Annotated in this window: 17 protein-coding genes; 3 read left to right on the plus strand and 14 right to left on the minus strand. The window is 70.1% G+C overall.

Features of this window, described 5'->3' with window-relative positions; translation table 11 throughout:
• The 12 genes from secD to pgsA form a co-directional block, all read right to left on the minus strand.
• Positions 1–1,782 (minus strand): protein translocase subunit SecD, encoded by a 1,782-nt coding sequence (secD, locus tag ABZ833_RS37455; protein WP_361056770.1) that lies wholly within the window; start codon positions 1,780–1,782, stop codon positions 1–3.
• A gap of 170 nt (positions 1,783–1,952) precedes the next feature.
• On the minus strand, positions 1,953–2,423 hold the full coding sequence (gene yajC, locus ABZ833_RS37460) for a preprotein translocase subunit YajC (RefSeq protein WP_361056773.1): 471 nt from the start codon (positions 2,421–2,423) through the stop codon (positions 1,953–1,955).
• 164 nt (positions 2,424–2,587) lie between these two features.
• A complete protein-coding gene (ruvB, locus tag ABZ833_RS37465; RefSeq protein ID WP_361056776.1) occupies positions 2,588–3,670 on the minus strand; it encodes a Holliday junction branch migration DNA helicase RuvB in 1,083 nt (360 codons plus the stop codon).
• A 65-nt stretch (positions 3,671–3,735) separates the two neighbouring features.
• A complete protein-coding gene (gene ruvA / locus ABZ833_RS37470) occupies positions 3,736–4,347 on the minus strand; it encodes a Holliday junction branch migration protein RuvA (RefSeq protein ID WP_361056779.1) in 612 nt (203 codons plus the stop codon).
• Positions 4,344–4,919: a crossover junction endodeoxyribonuclease RuvC gene (gene ruvC, locus ABZ833_RS37475; protein WP_361056782.1), complete on the minus strand. Its 576-nt coding sequence runs from the start codon at positions 4,917–4,919 to the stop codon at positions 4,344–4,346. Before ruvC ends, ruvA begins: the two co-directional genes overlap by 4 nt.
• A gap of 132 nt (positions 4,920–5,051) precedes the next feature.
• Positions 5,052–5,804: a YebC/PmpR family DNA-binding transcriptional regulator gene (locus ABZ833_RS37480; protein ID WP_249591103.1), complete on the minus strand. Its 753-nt coding sequence runs from the start codon at positions 5,802–5,804 to the stop codon at positions 5,052–5,054.
• A gap of 48 nt (positions 5,805–5,852) precedes the next feature.
• Positions 5,853–6,458 (minus strand): pyridoxal 5'-phosphate synthase glutaminase subunit PdxT, encoded by a 606-nt coding sequence (pdxT, locus tag ABZ833_RS37485; protein WP_361056785.1) that lies wholly within the window; start codon positions 6,456–6,458, stop codon positions 5,853–5,855.
• A 12-nt stretch (positions 6,459–6,470) separates the two neighbouring features.
• Entirely contained in the window at positions 6,471–7,385 is a 915-nt protein-coding gene (gene pdxS, locus ABZ833_RS37490) for a pyridoxal 5'-phosphate synthase lyase subunit PdxS (RefSeq protein WP_160503800.1), read from the minus strand.
• Positions 7,386–7,543: 158 nt separating this feature from the next.
• Entirely contained in the window at positions 7,544–8,089 is a 546-nt protein-coding gene (locus tag ABZ833_RS37495; protein WP_361056788.1) for a hypothetical protein, read from the minus strand.
• A 101-nt stretch (positions 8,090–8,190) separates the two neighbouring features.
• Positions 8,191–9,351, minus strand: a complete 1,161-nt coding sequence (locus tag ABZ833_RS37500) for a glycosyltransferase family 4 protein (RefSeq protein WP_361056791.1) — start codon at positions 9,349–9,351, stop codon at positions 8,191–8,193.
• Positions 9,348–10,286 (minus strand): phosphatidylinositol mannoside acyltransferase, encoded by a 939-nt coding sequence (locus ABZ833_RS37505; protein WP_361056794.1) that lies wholly within the window; start codon positions 10,284–10,286, stop codon positions 9,348–9,350. Before ABZ833_RS37505 ends, ABZ833_RS37500 begins: the two co-directional genes overlap by 4 nt.
• A complete protein-coding gene (gene pgsA / locus ABZ833_RS37510) occupies positions 10,283–10,957 on the minus strand; it encodes a phosphatidylinositol phosphate synthase (protein WP_361056797.1) in 675 nt (224 codons plus the stop codon). Before pgsA ends, ABZ833_RS37505 begins: the two co-directional genes overlap by 4 nt.
• 258 nt (positions 10,958–11,215) lie before the next feature.
• Here pgsA and ABZ833_RS37515 point away from each other — a divergent pair, with 258 nt between their 5' ends.
• A complete protein-coding gene (locus ABZ833_RS37515) occupies positions 11,216–13,423 on the plus strand; it encodes an elongation factor G-like protein EF-G2 (protein ID WP_361056800.1) in 2,208 nt (735 codons plus the stop codon).
• Positions 13,424–13,557: 134 nt separating this feature from the next.
• Positions 13,558–15,225, plus strand: coding sequence for a hypothetical protein (locus ABZ833_RS37520; RefSeq protein ID WP_361056803.1), 1,668 nt, complete (start codon positions 13,558–13,560; stop codon positions 15,223–15,225).
• Between the two features lie 6 nt (positions 15,226–15,231).
• Here ABZ833_RS37520 and ABZ833_RS37525 read toward each other — a convergent pair whose 3' ends face one another.
• Positions 15,232–15,795: an HIT domain-containing protein gene (locus ABZ833_RS37525; protein WP_361056806.1), complete on the minus strand. Its 564-nt coding sequence runs from the start codon at positions 15,793–15,795 to the stop codon at positions 15,232–15,234.
• A 67-nt stretch (positions 15,796–15,862) separates the two neighbouring features.
• On the opposite strand from ABZ833_RS37525, the gene ABZ833_RS37530 reads away from it, so the two are divergent.
• Positions 15,863–16,519 (plus strand): potassium channel family protein, encoded by a 657-nt coding sequence (locus ABZ833_RS37530; RefSeq protein ID WP_361056809.1) that lies wholly within the window; start codon positions 15,863–15,865, stop codon positions 16,517–16,519.
• 39 nt (positions 16,520–16,558) lie between these two features.
• Here the strand turns inward: ABZ833_RS37530 and thrS are convergent, their stop codons facing one another.
• On the minus strand, positions 16,559–18,535 hold the full coding sequence (gene thrS, locus ABZ833_RS37535; RefSeq protein WP_361056812.1) for a threonine--tRNA ligase: 1,977 nt from the start codon (positions 18,533–18,535) through the stop codon (positions 16,559–16,561).
• Positions 18,536–18,655 lie beyond the last annotated feature (120 nt).

The following is an 18,655-nucleotide window of genomic DNA, read 5'->3' on the forward strand; positions in this document are numbered from 1 at the left end:
TCACGCCTCCTTCGGGTCGACAGGGCCAGCGGCAGAACCAGTGGCACGGCGGGTGCGGCGCAGCGGCGGCTTGGCGCCGAGGCGCTTCGGGTCGAGGCCGGACCACTTGTGGCCGTTCGCGAAGAACTTCTTGCGCGCCATCAGGGTCATCAGCGGCTTGGTGAAGAAGAACACCACCACGACGTCGAGCAGCGTGGTCAGGCCGAGCGTGAACGCGAAGCCCTGGACCTTGCCGACCGTGACGATGAAGAGCACCGCGGCCGCGAGGAACGACACGAAGTCGGAGACCAGGATGGTGCGCCGGGCGCGCGGCCAGGCGCGCTCGACGGCGGGACGCAGGGTACGCCCCTCCCTGATCTCGTCCCTGACCCGTTCGAAGAACACGATGAACGAGTCCGCCGTGATGCCGATCGCAACGATCGCACCACACACCGCGGGCAGGTTCAGGGTGAAGGAGATGGCCGGGCCGAGCAGCGTCATCAGGGTGTACGTCAGGGCTGCCGAGACCAGGAGGCTCGCGATGGCGATCAGCGAGAGGCCGCGGTAGTAGACCACCAGGTAGATGATGACGAGCGCGAGGCCGATGGCTCCCGCGATCAGACCGGCGTGCAGCTGCTCGCCGCCGAGCGCCGGGCTGACGGTGGTGACGCTCTGCTCGTGGAAGGTCAGCGGCAGCGCGCCGTACGACAGGATGTTGGCCAGGTCCTGGGCCGACTCCTGGGTGAAGCTGCCGGAGATCTCGGCGTTCGCGCTCAGCGTCGTGTTGACGCTGGGGGCCGAGGCCACCTCGCCGTCGAGGACGATGGCGAACTGGTTCATGGGCGGCTGCTGCTGCGAGAGCTTGCTGGTCGTCTTCGAGAACTTCTTCGAGCCACCGCTCGTGAAGTCCATGTTGACGACCCAGGCACCGCTCTGCTGGTTGATCGTGGCCTTGGCGTCGTCGACGTCCTTGCCGTTCAGCTCGGCCGGACCGAGGACGTACTTCTCCCACTGCCCCGCGTTGTTCTTGCCACAGGCCACGGTCTGCTCGGACGGCTTGATGCCGTCGCCGACCTTGCCGCGCTGCGCCTTGTCGGTGCAGTCCAGCTCGGTGAACTTCTTCTGCAGCGCCGCGGTGGCCGGGTCGGCCGACGGGGTGGGGGTCGGCGACGCCTTGTCGTCCTTGTCGCTGCCCTTGTCCGAGGCCTTCGGGGTCGGCGTCGCGTCGGCCTTCAGGCCGTCGGTGACGGCGCGGCCCTGGGAGGTGGGCGAGTCGGAGGCGGTCGGGGTCGACGACGCCTTGTCGTCGCCCTTCTCGGTCGCCTTGTCCGGGTCCGCCTTGTCCTTGTCCTTGTCCTTGCCGGACGAACTGGCGGACGGCTCGGGGGTGGGCTCACCGCTGGCCACCGTCAGGACGGGACGGAAGTAGAGCTGAGCGGTCGTGCCGACCTGCTCGCGCGCCTGCTTCTCGTTCGTGCCCTTGGGGATGTTGACGATGATGTTGTCTTCGCCCTGGGTCTGCACCTCGGCCTCGGACACACCCAGACCATTGACGCGGTTGTTGATGATGCTGACCGCGGTGTTCATGTTGGTCGGGTTGATCGCGTTCTTCTGGCCGGGCTCGTTCTTCGCCTGGAGCGTGATGCTCGTGCCGCCGGCGAGGTCGATGCCGAGGCGAGGCGTGGTGTTCCCGGAAAGGAACATCCCCCCGGTGAGCGCCACGAGGGCGATCAGGATGAAAGCCAAAGAGCGGCCCGGCTTGCCCGGGGCGCTCTGCCTTCGGCCCTTCTTAGGTGCTGCCACCTTCTCGTTCTCCCTGTCCAACCGCCCGGCGTCCGGTGCACTGCCCCCCTCGCTGAGCGGGGAGTTCCCAGGTTGGGCGGCCATGAATGGTGTCGAGACCCGTCACGAAACCCACGCACTGAGGGGGCCGTGGCAGCGCGAGCGGCGCGCCCCACGGACCCCGGTGGTGGTTACTTCGTGTCGGACTCGCCGTCGGTCTTCTTCGGCTCGGCGTCGTCGGCCTCGGGGGCGCTGTCCGCGTCCTTCTTGCCGAGGTCGATGGGCGAGTCGTCGGAAGCGCCGGCGGCGGGCTCGTCGGTCTCGGTCAGGGAGGAGGCGTCGTCCGGGACGACGGGGTTGTCCGACTTCAGGTCTTCGCTCGTGCCGTGGACGATGCGGTTGTACTCGTCGTCGTCCAGGACGGCGCCCACGGAGTTCTTCGCGTAGAACGCGTGCACACCAGGAGCCACCTCAAGGAGGACGGCGTCGTCGTGAACCTCCTTGACGGTGGCGTACATGCCCCCGATCGTGCGGATGCCGGTGCCGGGCTGCATCTCATTGCGCATCTGCGCGGCCGCCTGCTGCTTCTTCTTGGCGGAGCGCGTCATCAGGAACATGGCCCCGATGAGCACGATGAAGGGGAGGAGGGTCACGATATTCACGGGACGGAGTTTCCTTCGCATGACCGCGCAGATAAGCGGCCTGATGGACGGGGGTGGGCACGCCGCCCACAAGGGCGGCATCGGCGGAGTCTAAGCGAGTCCGCACCTAAGGAACAACGCTCAGCATGGCACCGCAGTTCCTGACCGTTCCACTACGCGCGCCGTCACGCCCCGAACAGGTCCCCTTGTCCGATTCCGCCCGCCTGCCGTGGTGGAACAAGGCCGAGATGCGCCCATGCGGCGGGCGTCCCGACCCGGCCGCGGGGGGTGCGCGCGAGCAGTCCCTCCCGCACCAGGAAGGGCTCGGCGACCTCCTCGACCGTCTCGCGCTCCTCCCCCACGGCGACCGCGAGCGTCGACAGGCCCACGGGCCCGCCGCCGAAGAGCTTGAGCAGGGCTTCGAGGACGGCGCGGTCGAGGCGGTCCAGGCCGCGGGCGTCCACCTCGTAGACCTTGAGGGCCGCGCCCGCGATGTCCCTGTTGATCACGCCGTCGGCCTTGACCTGCGCATAGTCCCGGACGCGGCGCAGCAGGCGGTTGGCGATACGGGGCGTGCCGCGCGAGCGTCCCGCGATCTCGGCGGCGCCCAGAGGGTCGATCTCCACGTCGAGCAGCTGGGCGGAGCGATGGACGACCCGCTCCAGCTCGGCCGGTTCGTAGAACTCCATGTGCGCGGTGAAGCCGAAGCGGTCACGCAGCGGCGGCGGCAGCAGACCCGCCCGGGTGGTGGCGCCGACCAGGGTGAAGGGCGGCAGTTCCAGCGGGATGGCCGTGGCGCCGGGGCCCTTGCCGACGATGACGTCGACGCGGAAGTCCTCCATCGCCATGTAGAGCATCTCCTCGGCGGGCCGGGACATCCGGTGGATCTCGTCGAGGAAGAGGACCTCTCCCTCCTGGAGGGAGGAGAGGATCGCCGCGAGGTCGCCCGCGTGCTGGATGGCCGGGCCGCTGGTGATGCGGATCGGGGCGCCCATCTCGGCCGCGATGATCATCGAGAGGGTGGTCTTGCCGAGGCCGGGGGCGCCGGAGAGCAGGACGTGGTCGGCGGTGGCGCCGCGTGCGCGGGCCGCGCGCAGGACGAGGTCGAGCTGCTCGCGGACCTTCTCCTGGCCGATGAACTCGCCCAGGTCCTTGGGGCGAAGGGCGGCCTCGACCGCCTGGTCCTCGCCGTCGGCGGACGCACCCACGAGCCGCTCGGCCGCGCCGGGTGCGGCGGTCGCGTCGTCGGTCGTCTCGTCCCAGTTCATGAGCTCGCCTCGCGATGTGGTTCTGGTGGTCAGGGCGTCAGGGGCAGGGGGCTGGCGGGTGCGGGCTAGCGGGTGCGGTTCAGCGTCTGGAGCGCGGCCTTGAGGAGCTGGCCCACCTGCGGCTTCTCGGACGCCTCGGCCTGCGGGGTGACGGCGGCGACGGCTTCGTCGGCCTCGCGCGTCGCATAGCCAAGGCCGATGAGCGCCGCGTGCAGCTGGTCGCTCCAGCCGGAGGTGACCGGCGTGCCGATCGCGGGGCCGCCGCCGGTGCCGAGGGGCTCGCCGAGACGGTCCTTGTACTCCAGGAGCAGCTTCTGGGCGCCCTTCTTGCCGATGCCCGGGACCGCGGTGAGCGCCTTCTCGTCGCCGGTGGCGACCGCGCGGCGCAGGGCGTCCGGGCTGTGCACGGCGAGCATGGCCTGCGCGAGGCGGGGTCCGACGCCGCTGGCGGTCTGCAGGAGCTCGAAGGTCTGGCGCTCGTCGTCGTCCGCGAAGCCGTACAGAGTCAGGGAGTCCTCGCGGACGACCAGGGAGGTGGCGAGCTTGGCCTGCTGACCGAGGCGCAGGGTGGAGAGCGTGTTCGGCGTGCACTGGACGGCCATGCCGACACCGCCCACCTCGACCACCGCTGCATCGGGGGCGAGGGCGGCGACGGGGCCGCTGACGAAGGCGATCATGCGGTACGGCCTTTCTGTGCTGGTGCGGTCTTCGATGCGTGCAGGGCTGCGGCCTGCTGGAGACGGTTCTGGGCCACCGCCTGCTGGAGGCGGTTCTGCGCGGGGGCGCGCCAGATGTGACAGATGGCGAGGGCGAGGGCGTCCGCCGCGTCGGCGGGCCTGGGCGGTGCGTCGAGCCGCAGGAGGCGGGTGACCATCGCTCCGACCTGCGCCTTGTCGGCGCGGCCGCTGCCGGTGACGGCGGCCTTGACCTCGCTGGGGGTGTGCAGGGCGACGGGGATGCCGCGGCGCGACGCGCAGAGCATGGCCACGGCGCTCGCCTGGGCGGTGCCCATGACCGTACGCACGTTGTGCTGGCTGAACACCCGCTCCACGGCGAGGACTTCGGGGTCGTGCTCGTCGAGCCACTGCTCGATGCCCTGCTCGATGGCGACCAGGCGGTGGCCCAACTCGGCGTCCGGCGGCGTCCGGACGACACCGACGGCGCGCATGGTCAGCTGCCGCCCGGCGACCCCGTCGACGACGCCCACGCCGCACCGGGTCAGCCCGGGGTCCACCCCCAGTACGCGCATGCGCGCCCTCCCCTCGTCACCGCGGCGATCTTCGAACTTCACGCCAGGCTATCCGCTGCCACCGACAACAGCGGCGGGCCGGTGGACGTGTGTCCCACCCGGCCCGCCGAAACTGCTCAGCTCGCGACAGCGTTACGCGTCGACCTTCTCCATGACCTCGTCGCTCACGTCGAAGTTGGCGAAGACGTTCTGGACGTCGTCGCTGTCCTCGAGCGCGTCGATCAGCTTGAAGATCTTCCGCGCGCCGTCCTCGTCCAGCTCGACCTGCATGGTCGGGACGAAGTTGGCGTCGGCCGAGTCGTAGTCGATGCCCGCGTCCTGGAGCGAGGTGCGGACCGCGACCAGGTCGGTGGCCTCGCTGAGCACCTCGAAGGACTCGCCGAGGTCGTTGACCTCTTCGGCGCCCGCGTCGAGGACCGCGCCGAGGACGTCGTCCTCGGACAGCTCGCCCTTGGGGACGATCACGACACCCTTGCGGTTGAAGAGGTACGAGACGGAGCCCGGGTCGGCCATGGAGCCGCCGTTGCGGGTCATCGCGACGCGTACGTCCGAGGCCGCGCGGTTGCGGTTGTCGGTGAGGCACTCGATGAGCACCGCGACGCCGTTCGGGCCGTAGCCCTCGTACATGATCGTCTCGTACTCGGCGCCACCGGCTTCGAGACCGGCGCCGCGCTTGACCGCGGAGTCGATGTTCTTGTTCGGGACCGAACTCTTCTTGGCCTTCTGGATGGCGTCGAAGAGGGTCGGGTTACCGGACACATCGGCGCCGCCCGTGCGGGCCGCGACCTCGATGTTCTTGATCATCTTCGCGAAGAGCTTGCCGCGCTTGGCGTCAATCACGGCCTTCTTGTGCTTCGTCGTAGCCCATTTAGAGTGGCCGGACATCTGCCTGTCTCCTTCGCGTTACCCAACTGTACGAACGCAGAGATCCTACTAGGATCCCGCCGCCGCGTGCCCCCGCACCATCCCCACGAACAGCTCGTGCATGCGATGGTCGCCCGTCAGCTCGGGGTGGAACGACGTGGCGAGCGCGTTGCCCTGGCGCACGGCGACGATGTGACCCTCGTGCTCGGCGAGCACCTCGACGCTCGCGCCGACCGACTCGACCCAGGGGGCGCGGATGAAGACGCCCTCCACGGGGTCGCCGTCGATGCCGGCGATCGCGACGGCCGCCTCGAAGGACTCGTTCTGCCGCCCGAAGGCGTTGCGGCGCACGATCATGTCGATGCCGCCGAAGGTCTCCTGCTCCGAGCGCGGATCCAGGATCTTGTCGGCGAGCATGATCATGCCCGCACAGGTGCCGTAGACCGGCATACCGGCACGCACGCGGGCGCGCAGGGGCTCCAACAGGCCGAACAGGGCCGCCAGTTTGGAGATGGTGGTGGACTCACCGCCGGGGATGACCAGGCCGTCCACGTCGGCCAGCTCTTCGGGACGCCTGACCGGCCTGGCCACGGCGTCCGCCGAGGCCAGGGCGATCAAGTGTTCCCGTACGTCGCCCTGGAGTGCCAGGACGCCGACTACAGGGGTGTCAGTCATCTGCGTGGTGCCTTACCAGCCGCGGTTGGCGTAGCGCTCGGCCTCGGGGAGGGTGTCGCAGTTGATGCCGACCATGGCCTCGCCGAGGTTGCGGGAAGCGTCCGCGATGATCTTGGGGTCGTCGTAGAAGGTGGTGGCCTTCACGATGGCGGCTGCGCGCGCGGCCGGGTCGCCCGACTTGAAGATGCCGGAGCCGACGAAGACGCCCTCGGCGCCGAGCTGGCGCATCAGAGCGGCGTCGGCCGGGGTGGCGACGCCACCGGCCGAGAAGAGGACCACCGGCAGCTTGCCCAGCTCGGAGACCTCCTTGACCAGCTCGTACGGGGCGCGCAGGTCCTTGGCGGCGGCGTACAGCTCGTTGTTGTCGAAGCCGCGCAGCTTGGCGATCTCGTTCTTGATCTGGCGCAGGTGGCGCACGGCCTCGACGACGTTGCCGGTGCCGGCCTCACCCTTGGAGCGGATCATGGCCGCGCCCTCGGCGATGCGGCGCAGGGCCTCGCCCAGGTTGGTGGCGCCACACACGAACGGGGTCGTGAAGGCGAACTTGTCGCTGTGGTTGACCTCGTCGGCCGGGGTCAGGACCTCGGACTCGTCGATGTAGTCGACGCCGAGGGACTGGAGCACCTGGGCCTCGACGAAGTGGCCGATGCGGGACTTGGCCATGACGGGGATGGAGACGGCCTCGATGATCTCTTCGATCATGTTCGGGTCGGACATCCGGGCCACGCCGCCGTCCTTGCGGATGTCGGCGGGAACCCGCTCCAGCGCCATGACGGCCACCGCGCCGGCGTCCTCGGCTATCTTCGCCTGCTCGGCGTTGACGACGTCCATGATGACGCCGCCCTTGAGCTGCTCGGCCATGCCGCGCTTGACGCGCGCGGTGCCGGTCTCGGGCGACTGGTTGCTGCTGGGGAGGGTGCTGGACACGGAGTTGACCTCGCTCGCTGAAGACGGGTTACTGCGTCTACGAGGAAACTCCCGGCGACCAGTCCACAGCAAGGGCCAATAGACGACCCGTGGCTCATTTTTCCCGGACGCCCCTGGTCAGCGGCCCGAAGATCCCTGGTCAGCGGCGTCCGGTGACCCTAGGTCGTCGCGCGGTCGGCCAGCGCGACCGGCGGCTCGTCGTCCATCTCGAAGGCCATCGGGAACGGCGCGTGACCCGCGAGGCGGAACCAGCGGACCGTGCGATGCCTGCGCAGGGCACGGGCCGCGCGTACGGCGTCGTTGTGGAAGCGCCGGGCCATCGGCACCCGGCGCACGGCCGCGGCCAGTTCGGTCGCCGCCTCGTCGCCGCCCGGGGCCTCGCGCACCGCCTCGACCTGCTGCACCTCGCCGAAGATCGCGCGCAGCGCCTGGCTGAGCTCGCTCTCGGCGACTTCGCGGTGCTCCTCTTCCGCCTGCCGGGCCGCGTGCGCCGCTTCGTAGAGCACGATGGAGGCCGCGGGGTCGAGCACCCCTGAGGTGGCCAGCTCCTGGGCGACCGAGGCACGGCGCAGCAGCTGGGCGTCGAGAGCGGCGCGGGCCGCGTCGATGCGTGCGTGCAGCCGGTCGAGCCGGCCCGCGGTCCAGCTCAGGTAGAGGCCGATCGCGAAGAGGGCTACCGCGATCCAGATCAGTGTCGAGGTCACCGGGGGAAGGCTAGTCGCATCGGCGGCGCCCGCTCACCGCCGGGCTCCCTGGTCCTGTGTGCCGGGCTCCCCGTCCCGCTGACGGGGAGCCCCCAAAGCGGTCAGTCCCGTGCGAGCCCGAAGCGTGACCGGAGGCTTGAGCGTTCATCGGCGGCCACCGCCGCCGCGCCGTCCGCCACCGTCTCGTACACCGAGAGGATGTCGGCGCCCACCGTCGACCAGTCGAAGCGGCGCACGTGCTTGCTGCCGCGCTCCCGCAGCTCCTCGCGGCGCTCGGGGTCGCCCAGGAGCCGCAGCGCCGCGGCGGCCAGCGAGTCCGCGTCCTCGTTGGTGAACAGGTCGCCGGCGGCGCCCTGGTCGAGGACCTGCGCGAAGGCGTCCAGATCGCTGGCCAGGACGGGTGCGCCCGCCGACAGTGCCTCGACCAGGATGATCCCGAAGCTCTCGCCCCCGGTGTTGGGAGCGACGTACACGTCCACGCTGCGCAGGAGCCGCGCCTTGTCCTCGTCGCTGACCATGCCGAGGAACTCCACGCGTTCGCGCATCTCGACGGGCAGCGAGGAGACGGCCTCGTGCTCGTCGCCGCGGCCCGCGACGAGCAGCCGGGTGTCGGGGCGCTCGGCGAGGATCTTCGGCAGCGCCTTCATCAGCACCGGAAGACCCTTGCGCGGCTCGTCGATGCGGCCGATGAAGCCGATCGTGCCGCCCTGCCACTCCGTCTTGGGCTCGACCTTGGTGAAGAAGTCGACGTCCACGCCGTTCGGGATGACGACCGCGTCGCCGCCCAGGTGCTCGACGAGCGTGCGGCGCGCGTACTCGCTCACGGCGATGCGCGCGCTGATCTTCTCCAGGGCGGGCTGCAGGATCGGGTACGCCGCGATCATCGCCCGCGAGCGCGGGTTGGACGTGTGGAACGTCGCGACGATCGGGCCCTGCGCCGCCCAGCACGTGAGCAGCCCCAGGGAGGGCGAGGTCGGCTCGTGGATGTGGATGACGTCGAAGGTGCCGTCGTGCAGCCAGCGCCGCACCCGCGCGGCCGAGAGGAACCCGAAGTTGAGCCGGGCCACCGAGCCGTTGTACGGAACGGGAACGGCGCGGCCCGCCGACACGACGTACGGCGGAAGGGGGGTCTCGTCGTCCGCCGGGGCCAGGACGGACACCTCGTGCCCGAGGCGGATCAGATGCTCCGCGAGGTCGCGGATGTGGAACTGGACGCCGCCCGGCACGTCCCACGAGTAGGGGCAGACGATGCCGATCCTCACGGGGTGGTCCCCTCGGCGGGGTGCCCGGAACCGTCGGCGGGCCCCTTCGCGGGGTCGAGATCAGCGAGCCACAAGCGCTGCAGCATGTGCCAGTCCTCCGGATGGTCGGCGATACCCGTGGCGAAGGCGTCTGCCAGCGCCTGCGTCATGACAGACGTCTTCTCCGTGCGGGTACCTGTCTCGGGGACATCAAGGGGGGCGTGCACACGCCCCTTCATGACAGGCGACTCGTCATACCAGAGGGTGACGGGCAGCAGCAGCGCCCCCGTCTGCTGCGCGAGGATCGCGGGCCCTGCGGGCATCCGCGCGGTGTCCCCGAAGAACTTCACCTCGACGCCGGACGCCGAGAGGTCACGGTCCGCGACGAGGCAGATCAGGCCGCCCGCGCGCAGGCGCCGCGCCAGGGTGCCGAACGCGGAGCCGCCCTCGTGCGGCAGGACCTCCATGCCCAGGCCCTCGCGGTAGGCGACGAAGCGGTCGTACAGCGTCTCGGGCTTGAGCCGCTCGGCGACCGTCGTGAACGGCGTCTCGAGCTTCGTGGTGACCCACGCGCCCGCCAGGTCCCAGTTGCCCAGGTGCGGAAGGGCAAGAATGACGCCCTTGTCGGAGGCGAGGCCGTCCGTCAGGTGGTGGAGGTCCTTGATGTCGACGCCTGCCTTGATGCGCTCCTTGCTCCAGGACGGCAGCCGGAACGACTCCATCCAGTAGCGCAGGTACGAGCGCATGCCCGCCCTGGACAGTTCGGCGAGGCGCTCCGGGCTCGCGTCGGGCACCACGCGCGCGTAGTTGGCCTCCAGGCGCAGGACGCCCTTGCCGCGCCGCTTCCACACGGCGTCGGCGATGGTCCGGCCCAGCCGCACCGCCACCGGTTCGGGGAGCTTCTTGACCGTGCTCCATGCGGCTCCGTAGAGCGCGTCGGTCAGTCGGTCCTTCACGACGTGGCCTCACTGCCCTGGGCCGGGGCGGCCTGCGTGGCCGCGTCCGCCTCGGCGGCCTCCTTGCGCACGGTCACGACGCGCTGGACGAGCGTGACGAGGCTGCCGACGGCGACGATCCACAGGGCGATGGGCAGCAGGACGTCGATGCCGGGGACCCCGAACTTGTGCAGTCCCGCCAGGCCCGCGGCGACCAGCGAGATCACCAGGCGCTCGGCGCGTTCCACCAGGCCGTTGACGGCGACGGGCAGGCCGATCGCCTCGCCGCGCGCCTTCGTGTACGAGACCACCTGGCCGCTGGCCAGGCAGAAGATGGAGACGGCGCACAGGACGTTGTTGTCGCCGGAGCCCGCGTACCAGAGCGCCAGGCCACCGAAGATCGCGCTGTCGGCCACCCGGTCGAGCGTCGAGTCGAGGAAGGCTCCCCAGCGGCTCGAGCGCCCCAGCTGCCGCGCCATGTTCCCGTCGACGAGGTCGGAGAACACGAAGAGCGTGATGACGATCGTGCCCCAGAAGAACTCTCCGCGGGGGAAGAAGACCAGCGCGCCCGCCACCACACCGGCGGTGCCGATGAACGTGACCGCGTCGGGGCTCACGCCGCGACGGATGAGAAACGCGGCGAACGGTGTGAGAACACGCGTGAAGAATGCACGCGCGTACTTGTTCAGCATGGCCTTCCCGAGGGGTCGGTGAGCCGCGCGGCCCTGTTGGCCACCGGCTGGCCCATCGTAGTCACGCCCTTGACGGACCGGCTCGCCCCCTCACGATCGCGTACGACGTATGGACGCACAGTGACCCGAGTGGAAAGCTCGAAAGCACCGCGGGCGTCGCCGGAGCCGACCCGCACACGGCCCCGCATGTCCGCGAGCAGCCAGCATCCCCGAGGGGGCGGTGCCTCCTCACCGTGCACGTGACCGGGAGGCCAAGGCATGGGCGACAAGGCGAACGCACACCCCGGAGCCGCCGGCAGGGCTACAGCGGCCGACCACCCCGCGTCCGTACGGAATGTGGTGCTGGTCGGCCACAGCGGATCGGGCAAGACGACTCTGGTGGAGGCCCTCGCGCTGACCGCGGGGGCGGTGAACCGCGCGGGCCGCGTGGAGGACGGCACCGCCGTCTCCGACTACGACGACATCGAGCACCGTCAGCAGCGCTCGGTGCAGCTGTCCCTGGTCCCCGTCGAATGGGGCGGCTTCAAGATCAATCTTCTGGACACCCCCGGGTACGCCGATTTCGTCGGCGAGTTGCGGGCCGGTCTGCGCGCGGCGGACGCGGCCCTTTTCGTCGTTTCGGCGGCCGAGGGCAGAGAAGGCATCACCGGCGCGACCCGCATGGTGTGGGAGGAGTGCGCGGCGGTCGGCATGCCGCGGGCCATCGTGGTGACGCACCTGGAGGCGGCCCGCGCCGACTTCAGTGACATGACGCGGACCTGCGCCGACGCGTTCGGGGCCGACGATCCCGACGCCGTGCTCCCGCTGTACCTGCCGCTGCACGGCACCGAGGGGCCTGACGGGCACGCACCGGTGACCGGCCTGGTCGGGCTGCTCTCGCAGCGGATCTTCGACTACGCGTCCGGCGAGCGCAAGGAGTCCGAACCAGGCGACGACCAGCTCCCGCTCATCGAGGACGCACGCAACAAACTGATCGAGGGGATCATCGCCGAGAGCGAGGACGAGTCCCTCATGGACCGCTATCTCGGCGGCGAGGACATCGACTTCAAGACGCTCGTGGACGACCTGGAACGGGCCGTGGCGCGCGGCATCTTCCACCCCGTCCTCGCGGCGGCGCCCGCGGCCGAGGGCGCCCGGCAGGGCATCGGCACGGTGGAGCTCCTCGAACTGATCACGGGCGGCTTCCCCACCCCCCTGGAGCACCCGGCGCCCTCCGTCACCACACCGGACGGCAAGCCGCGGCCCGCGCTCACCTGCGACCCCGACGGGCCGCTGGTCGCCGAGGTCGTGAAGACCGCTTCCGATCCCTACGTGGGGCGCGTCTCGCTCGTACGCGTCTTCTCCGGCACCCTGCGCCCCGACGAGACCGTGCACGTCTCCGGGCACGGTCTGGCCGACCGCGGCCACGAGGACCACGACGTCGACGAGCGCGTCGGAGCCCTCTCCTCCCCCTTCGGCAAGCAGCAGCGCACGCTCACCCGCTGCATCGCGGGTGATCTGGCCTGCGTCGCCAAGCTGAACCGCGCCGAGACGGGCGACACCCTCTCGGCCAAGGACAACCCGCTCCTGATGGAGCCCTGGGACATGCCCGACCCGCTCCTGCCGCTCGCCATCCAGGCGCACAGCAAGGCGGACGAGGACAAGCTCTCCCAGGGACTCTCGCGCCTGGTCGCCGAGGACCCGACGATGCGCCTGGAACAGAACCAGGACACCCACCAGGTGGTCCTGTGGTGCCTGGGCGAGGCCCACGCGGACGTCGCCCTGGAACGGCTGCGCAGCCGGTACGGCGTGCAGGTCGACGTCGTGACCCACAAGGTCTCCCTCCGGGAGACGTTCGCGGGCAAGTCGGGGGGACGCGGCCGTCATGTGAAGCAGTCCGGCGGCCACGGCCAGTACGCGATCTGCGAGATCGAGGTCGAACCGCTGCCGGGCGGCAGCGGCATCGAGTTCGTCGACAAGGTCGTGGGCGGCGCCGTGCCCCGGCAGTTCATCCCGTCCGTCGAGAAGGGCGTGCGCGCGCAGGCCGCGCGGGGCGTGGCCGCCGGCTACCCCCTCATCGACGTACGGATCACGCTGCTCGACGGCAAGGCGCACTCGGTGGACTCCTCCGACGCCGCGTTCCAGACGGCGGGCGCGCTCGCCCTGCGCGAGGCATCGGCCGAGGCCAGGATCCATCTCCTGGAGCCGGTGGCCGAGGTGCGGGTCCTGGTCGCCGACGACCATGTGGGCGCGGTGATGAGCGACCTCTCGGGGCGCCGCGGCCGGGTGGTCGGGACCGAGCAGGCGCCCGGCGGGCGCACGCTCGTACGGGCCGAGGTGCCCGAGATCGAGATCGGGCGGTACGCCGTGGACCTGCGGTCCCTGTCGCAGGGCACCGCACGCTTCAGCCGGACGTACGCACGCCATGAGCCGATGCCGCCGCAGCTCTCCGAGAGGATCCGTGAACAGGCCCAGGACGTCTCCTAGTTGAACGGATCCGGCAGGGTGCACCGGATGCGCCCTGCCGGATGTCCGTGCACACCGATACGCTGATGACCTGATCAACAGGTGTGCCGGGCAGGGAAGTCGGGAAGAGCCGCAGCAGCGAAGGTTTTGCGGCGTTGGGGGCGGCAGTGGCGGATGACGTATTCGACTTCAGGCCCGGGGCCCAGGTCCCGTTGTCCGGGGCCGCGGGGCAGACGGCGGCGACCCACGCCCTGGCGTCGGCCGCGTACCGCGACGACAAGGCCACGAAGATCCTCGACGCCAACAACGAATGGCACAAGTCCGAGGTGAAGGACGGCCTTTGGTCGCTCTTCGCGCCGAATCTGGGCGAGGCGTTCGCGCGGGCCGTGCAGGTGCGGATGCTGGGCGGCGCCCGCAAGCCGCTCATCCAGTCCTTCGGCATGGAACCGCAGTCGATCGTCGAGCACTGCCTCGCCGCGAACAACATCCGCAAGGAGCGCGACCGCTGGCTCACCGTCGTGATGGTGCTGTGCGGGCTGCTCTTCCTGCCCGGACTGCTCGTCTGGCTGCTGCTCTTCACGATCAAGCAGGCGGTCGTCAAGCAGGACAACAAGCGGGCAAGCGCGATCGCCACGGCCGCCATGGTCGCCGTGGGCGTCCTCGCCGTGATCTTCCTCGTGAAGCTGCCGGTCGACGGCCTCCTCGGGTGGTACATCCGCGCGGCGATCGTCGTCCCCGTACTGGGCTGGTTCTGGGCCAAGATGATCGCCGAGCGCACCGCGAGGGACCTGCGCGACCGCTGGGGGAGCCTGCTCTCCGGCGGGGGCATCGGCGCCAAGATCCCCGAGGCGGTGCCGGGCAGCCCGGGTGAGACGGCGGCCGAGCAGCTCCGGCAGGGCCTCGCACGCCTGTCGGCCGAGCAGCAGAGCAACTCGGTCTTCTACGCCGGCCCCAAGGGAATACTGGGCATGGGCACGCGCTGGGGCAGCTGGCAGCTCGCCGAGGAGCTGGTCTCCAGCAAGGAAGGCACGGAGATCCACCCGTTCCGCAGCTGGGACGTCATACGCGCGGTGCACGACCAGCTGCGCCTCCTGGAGCGCGGCCCGCTGCACACCGGCGGCTTCCCGACGCCCTCGATAAAGCACTGGATCGTCTCCCCCATCGGGGAGAACGCGAAGGCGGTCTCGCGCCCCAGCGGCACGGAGGTCGAGGCCTTCCAGGTCCGCGGCCACGAGATACAGCGGATCTGCAACGAGCAGCAGTTCGGCAGCGGCAACCGGCACTATCTGGGGGTCCAGTTCACGCTGTGGGACGGCCAGTTGGTCATCACGATGCTGATCACGGTGACCGTCCTGCACGAGACGCTGCGCATCGAGGTCACCGGCCACGCGCTCGGACCGGTCCACTCGCTGTTCACCAGCAAGCCCGACCCCAAGGTGAAGAAGGTCTCCAAGCCCATCAAGTTCTGGGAGACCACCGAGCGCAAACTGCCGCTGGTCGACGCCGACGAGGTCGTACGCCTCGCGGTGCGCGCCCCCTTCACGTGGTATCCGCCGATCCTGGACCACCTCGGCGGCAAGCTGGTCCTGCCCGAGCCCTTCGGCCTGCGGCACGCCTGGGCGGACAAGCCCTGGCGGCACCGCTTCATGGCCGACGACGCCCTGCGCGCGGCCACACCGGTGCTGCGCGTGGTGCACTCGGCGGCCATCAAGGTGCTCGAGGAGAACGGCGTCGACACGGAGAAGTTCGGCAACCGCTCCGGCCTCCTCAGCGGACTGGTCCAGGACCCGATGCCGAGGAAGGCGGACGTGTACGACGCGTGAGGCGCCCTAGCGCGCGGCGGGCCAGGCGTCGGCCAGCATCTTGCGGGTGTCCGCGAGCAGCTGCGGCAGCACCTTCGTGTGGCCGACGACCGGCATGAAGTTCGTGTCCCCGCCCCAGCGCGGCACGAGGTGCTGGTGCAGATGCGCGGCGATGCCGGCCCCCGCCACCGTGCCCTGGTTCATGCCGATGTTGAAGCCGTGCGCCCCGGACGCGGCGCGCAGCGCCGTCATGGCCTGCTTGGTGAACTCGGCGAGCTCGGCCGTCTCGAGGGCGGTCAGCTCCGTGTAGTCGGCGACGTGGCGGTAGGGCACGACCATCAAGTGGCCGCCGTTGTACGGGTAGAGGTTGAGCACCGCGTACACCTGCTCGCCGCGCGCGACGACCAGACCGTCCTCGTCGGATTTGGCCGGGATGGAGCAGAAGGGACAGCCGTCTTCGGCGCCCGGACCGCTCGGCTTGTTCTCGCCCTGGATGTACGCCATCCGGTGGGGCGTCCACAGGCGCTGGAACGCATCCTGCGTCCCCACTCCGATCTGCTGCTCCGGCTCACTCGTCATGCAGTGCAGCATATGACTTAGCCCGATCGAAGCGTGTCGGCGGGGCGCCCGCCGGGCCCAGCACCGCGAAGCTGTGCAGATGACCCATGACAGCCGTCAGGCACGCTGGGAGAACCGCACGGAGGCGCCGCTGGCCGTGGCGGCGCTGCTCTACCTGGCCGCGTACGCGGTGCTGGTCCTGACCTCCGGGCTGCCCGGGGCAGGGCGCGGCGCCTGTCTCGCGGTGATCTTCGCGGCCTGGGCCGCGTTCGCCGTGGACTACGCGGTGCGGTGGCGGCTGAGCGGGCAGGGACTGCGCTTCGTACGTTCGCACGCGCTGGACACCCTCGTCCTCGTCCTGCCCCTGCTGCGGCCGCTGCGCGTCGTGCACGTCTACGAAGCGGTCCAGCGCAGGCACGGGAAGCCGCGTCTGGCCCTGCACGCGCGCGTGGTCACGTACGCCGGTCTCTCGGCGCTGCTCCTCGGCTTCACCGGGGCGCTCGCCGTCTACCAGCAGGAGCACGGGGCGCGGGGCGCCACGATCCACACGTTCGGGGACGCGGCCTGGTGGGCATCGGCCACACTCGCGACCGTGGGCTACGGCGACGAGACGCCCGTGACACCGCTGGGGCGGCTGATCGCGGTCGGCGTGATGCTCTGCGGCCTCGCGCTGCTCGGCGCGGTGACGGGAGCGTTCTCGTCGTGGCTGCTTCAGGTGTTCGCCCGGGAGGACGACGAGAGGCCCCCGGGACGGTGAACGTCCCGAGGGCCTGACCCCCGCGCGGGCGGGGACGGATCACACCTGCTCGCGACGCTCCACCACGTCGAGGAGCTTGGCGAGCGCCTGGTCGCGCGGGATGCCGTTCTCCTGCGAGCCGTCGCGGTAGCGGAAGGAGATCGTGCCCGCGTTCATGTCGTCGTCACCGACGATGATCATGAACGGGACCTTCAGCTTCTGCTGCGTCCTGATCTTCTTCTGCATGCGGTCCGACGAGGCGTCCACCTCGACCCGCAGGCCCTTCTTCTTGGCCTCGGCCGCGAACTCCTGGAGGTACGGGATGTGCGCGTCCCCGACGGGGATGCCCACCGCCTGGACCGGGGCCAGCCACGGCGGCATCGCGCCCGCGTAGTGCTCCAGGAGCACCGCGAAGAACCGCTCGATGGACCCGAAGAGCGCGCGGTGGATCATCACCGGACGCTGCTTGGTGCCGTCCGGCGAGGTGTACTCGAGGTTGAAGCGCTCCGGCAGGTTGAAGTCCAGCTGCACGGTCGACATCTGCCAGGTGCGGCCGATGGCGTCCTTGCACTGCACGGAGATCTTCGGGCCGTAGAAGGCGGCGCCGCCCGGGTCGGGGACCAGCGGGAGACCCTGCTTCTCTGCGACCTGCTGCAGCGTCGCGGTGGCCTCTTCCCAGACCTCGTCCGAGCCGACGAACTTCTCCGGGTCCTTGGTGGACAGCTCCAGGTAGAAGTCGGTCAGGCCGTAGTCGCGAAGGAGGTTCAGGACGAAGGTGAGCGTCTTGTCGAGCTCCTCCGCCATCTGCTCCTTGGTGCAGTAGATGTGCGCGTCGTCCTGGGTGAAGCCGCGGGCACGGGTCAGACCGTGCACGACGCCGGACTTCTCGTACCGGTACACCGTGCCGAACTCGAAGAGACGCAGCGGCAGTTCACGGTACGAACGCCCGCGCGCATCGAAGATCAGGTTGTGCATCGGGCAGTTCATGGGCTTGAGGTAGTAGTCCACGCCCTCGTCGAGCTGCATGGGCGGGTACATGCCGTCGGCGTACCAGTCCAGGTGGCCCGAGGTCTCGAAGAGCTTCCCCTTCGTGGCGTGCGGGGTGTAGACGAACTCGTACCCCTCCTCCTCGTGGCGGCGCCGCGAGTAGTCCTCCATGACCCGGCGGATGATGCCGCCCTTGGGGTGGAAGACCGCGAGGCCCGAGCCGATCTGCTCCGGGATGGAGAAGAGGTCCAGCTCGCTGCCGAGCTTGCGGTGGTCGCGCTTCTCGGCCTCGGCGAGGAACTCCAGGTGCGCCTTGAGCTCGTCCTTGGTGGGCCACGCGGTGCCGTAGATGCGCTGGAGCATCGGGTTCTTCTCGCTGCCGCGCCAGTACGCCGCCGCGTTGCGCATCAGCTTGAACGCCGGGATGTTCCGGGTGGTGGGCAGGTGGGGACCGCGGCAGAGGTCCTTCCAGCACAGGTCGCCGGTCTTCGGGTCGAGGTTGTCGTAGATGGTCAGCTCGCCGCCGCCCACCTCGACGTCCGCGCCGTCGTCACTGGACGCGGAGCCCTTGATGCCGATGAGCTCCAGCTTGTACGGCTCGTCGGCGAGCTCCTCGCGGGCGGCCTCGTCGGTGACGACGCGGCGCGAGAAGCGCTGACCGCGCTTCTGGATCTCCTGCATCTTCTTCTCGATGGCCTTGAGATCCTCGGGCGTGAACGGCTTCTCGACGTCGAAGTCGTAGTAGAAGCCGTTCTGGACCGGCGGGCCGATGCCCAGCTTGGCGTCCGGGAAGAGCTCCTGCACGGCCTGCGCCATCACGTGCGCGGTGGAGTGGCGCAGGATGTTCAGGCCGTCCTCGGAGGAGATCTCGACCGGCTCGACCTCCTCGCCGTCCTGCACGGCGTACGCGAGGTCCTTCAGCTCGCCGGCCACACGGGCGGCGACGATGGTGCGCTCACCGGCGAAGAGTTCGGCGGCCGTAGTGCCCGTCGTCACCACGCGCTCTTCCCGCTCGGAATCGCGTTGGATGATCACACGGACGTCTGACACCGGTCTTCTCCTACCTGAAGGGGGTCGCGGCAGATCTGCTCCTGCGCGCGAAACGAATCGTACCGAGCCGGGGGCGCCCATCGCGAAACGGTTGTCTCCCCGGCCCCGGCCGCACCCGCC

Origin of the sequence: Streptomyces sp. NPDC047525 (assembly GCF_040643025.1) — a bacterium.
In the GTDB taxonomy this organism is placed as follows: Bacteria; Actinomycetota; Actinomycetes; order Streptomycetales; family Streptomycetaceae; genus Streptomyces; species Streptomyces durmitorensis.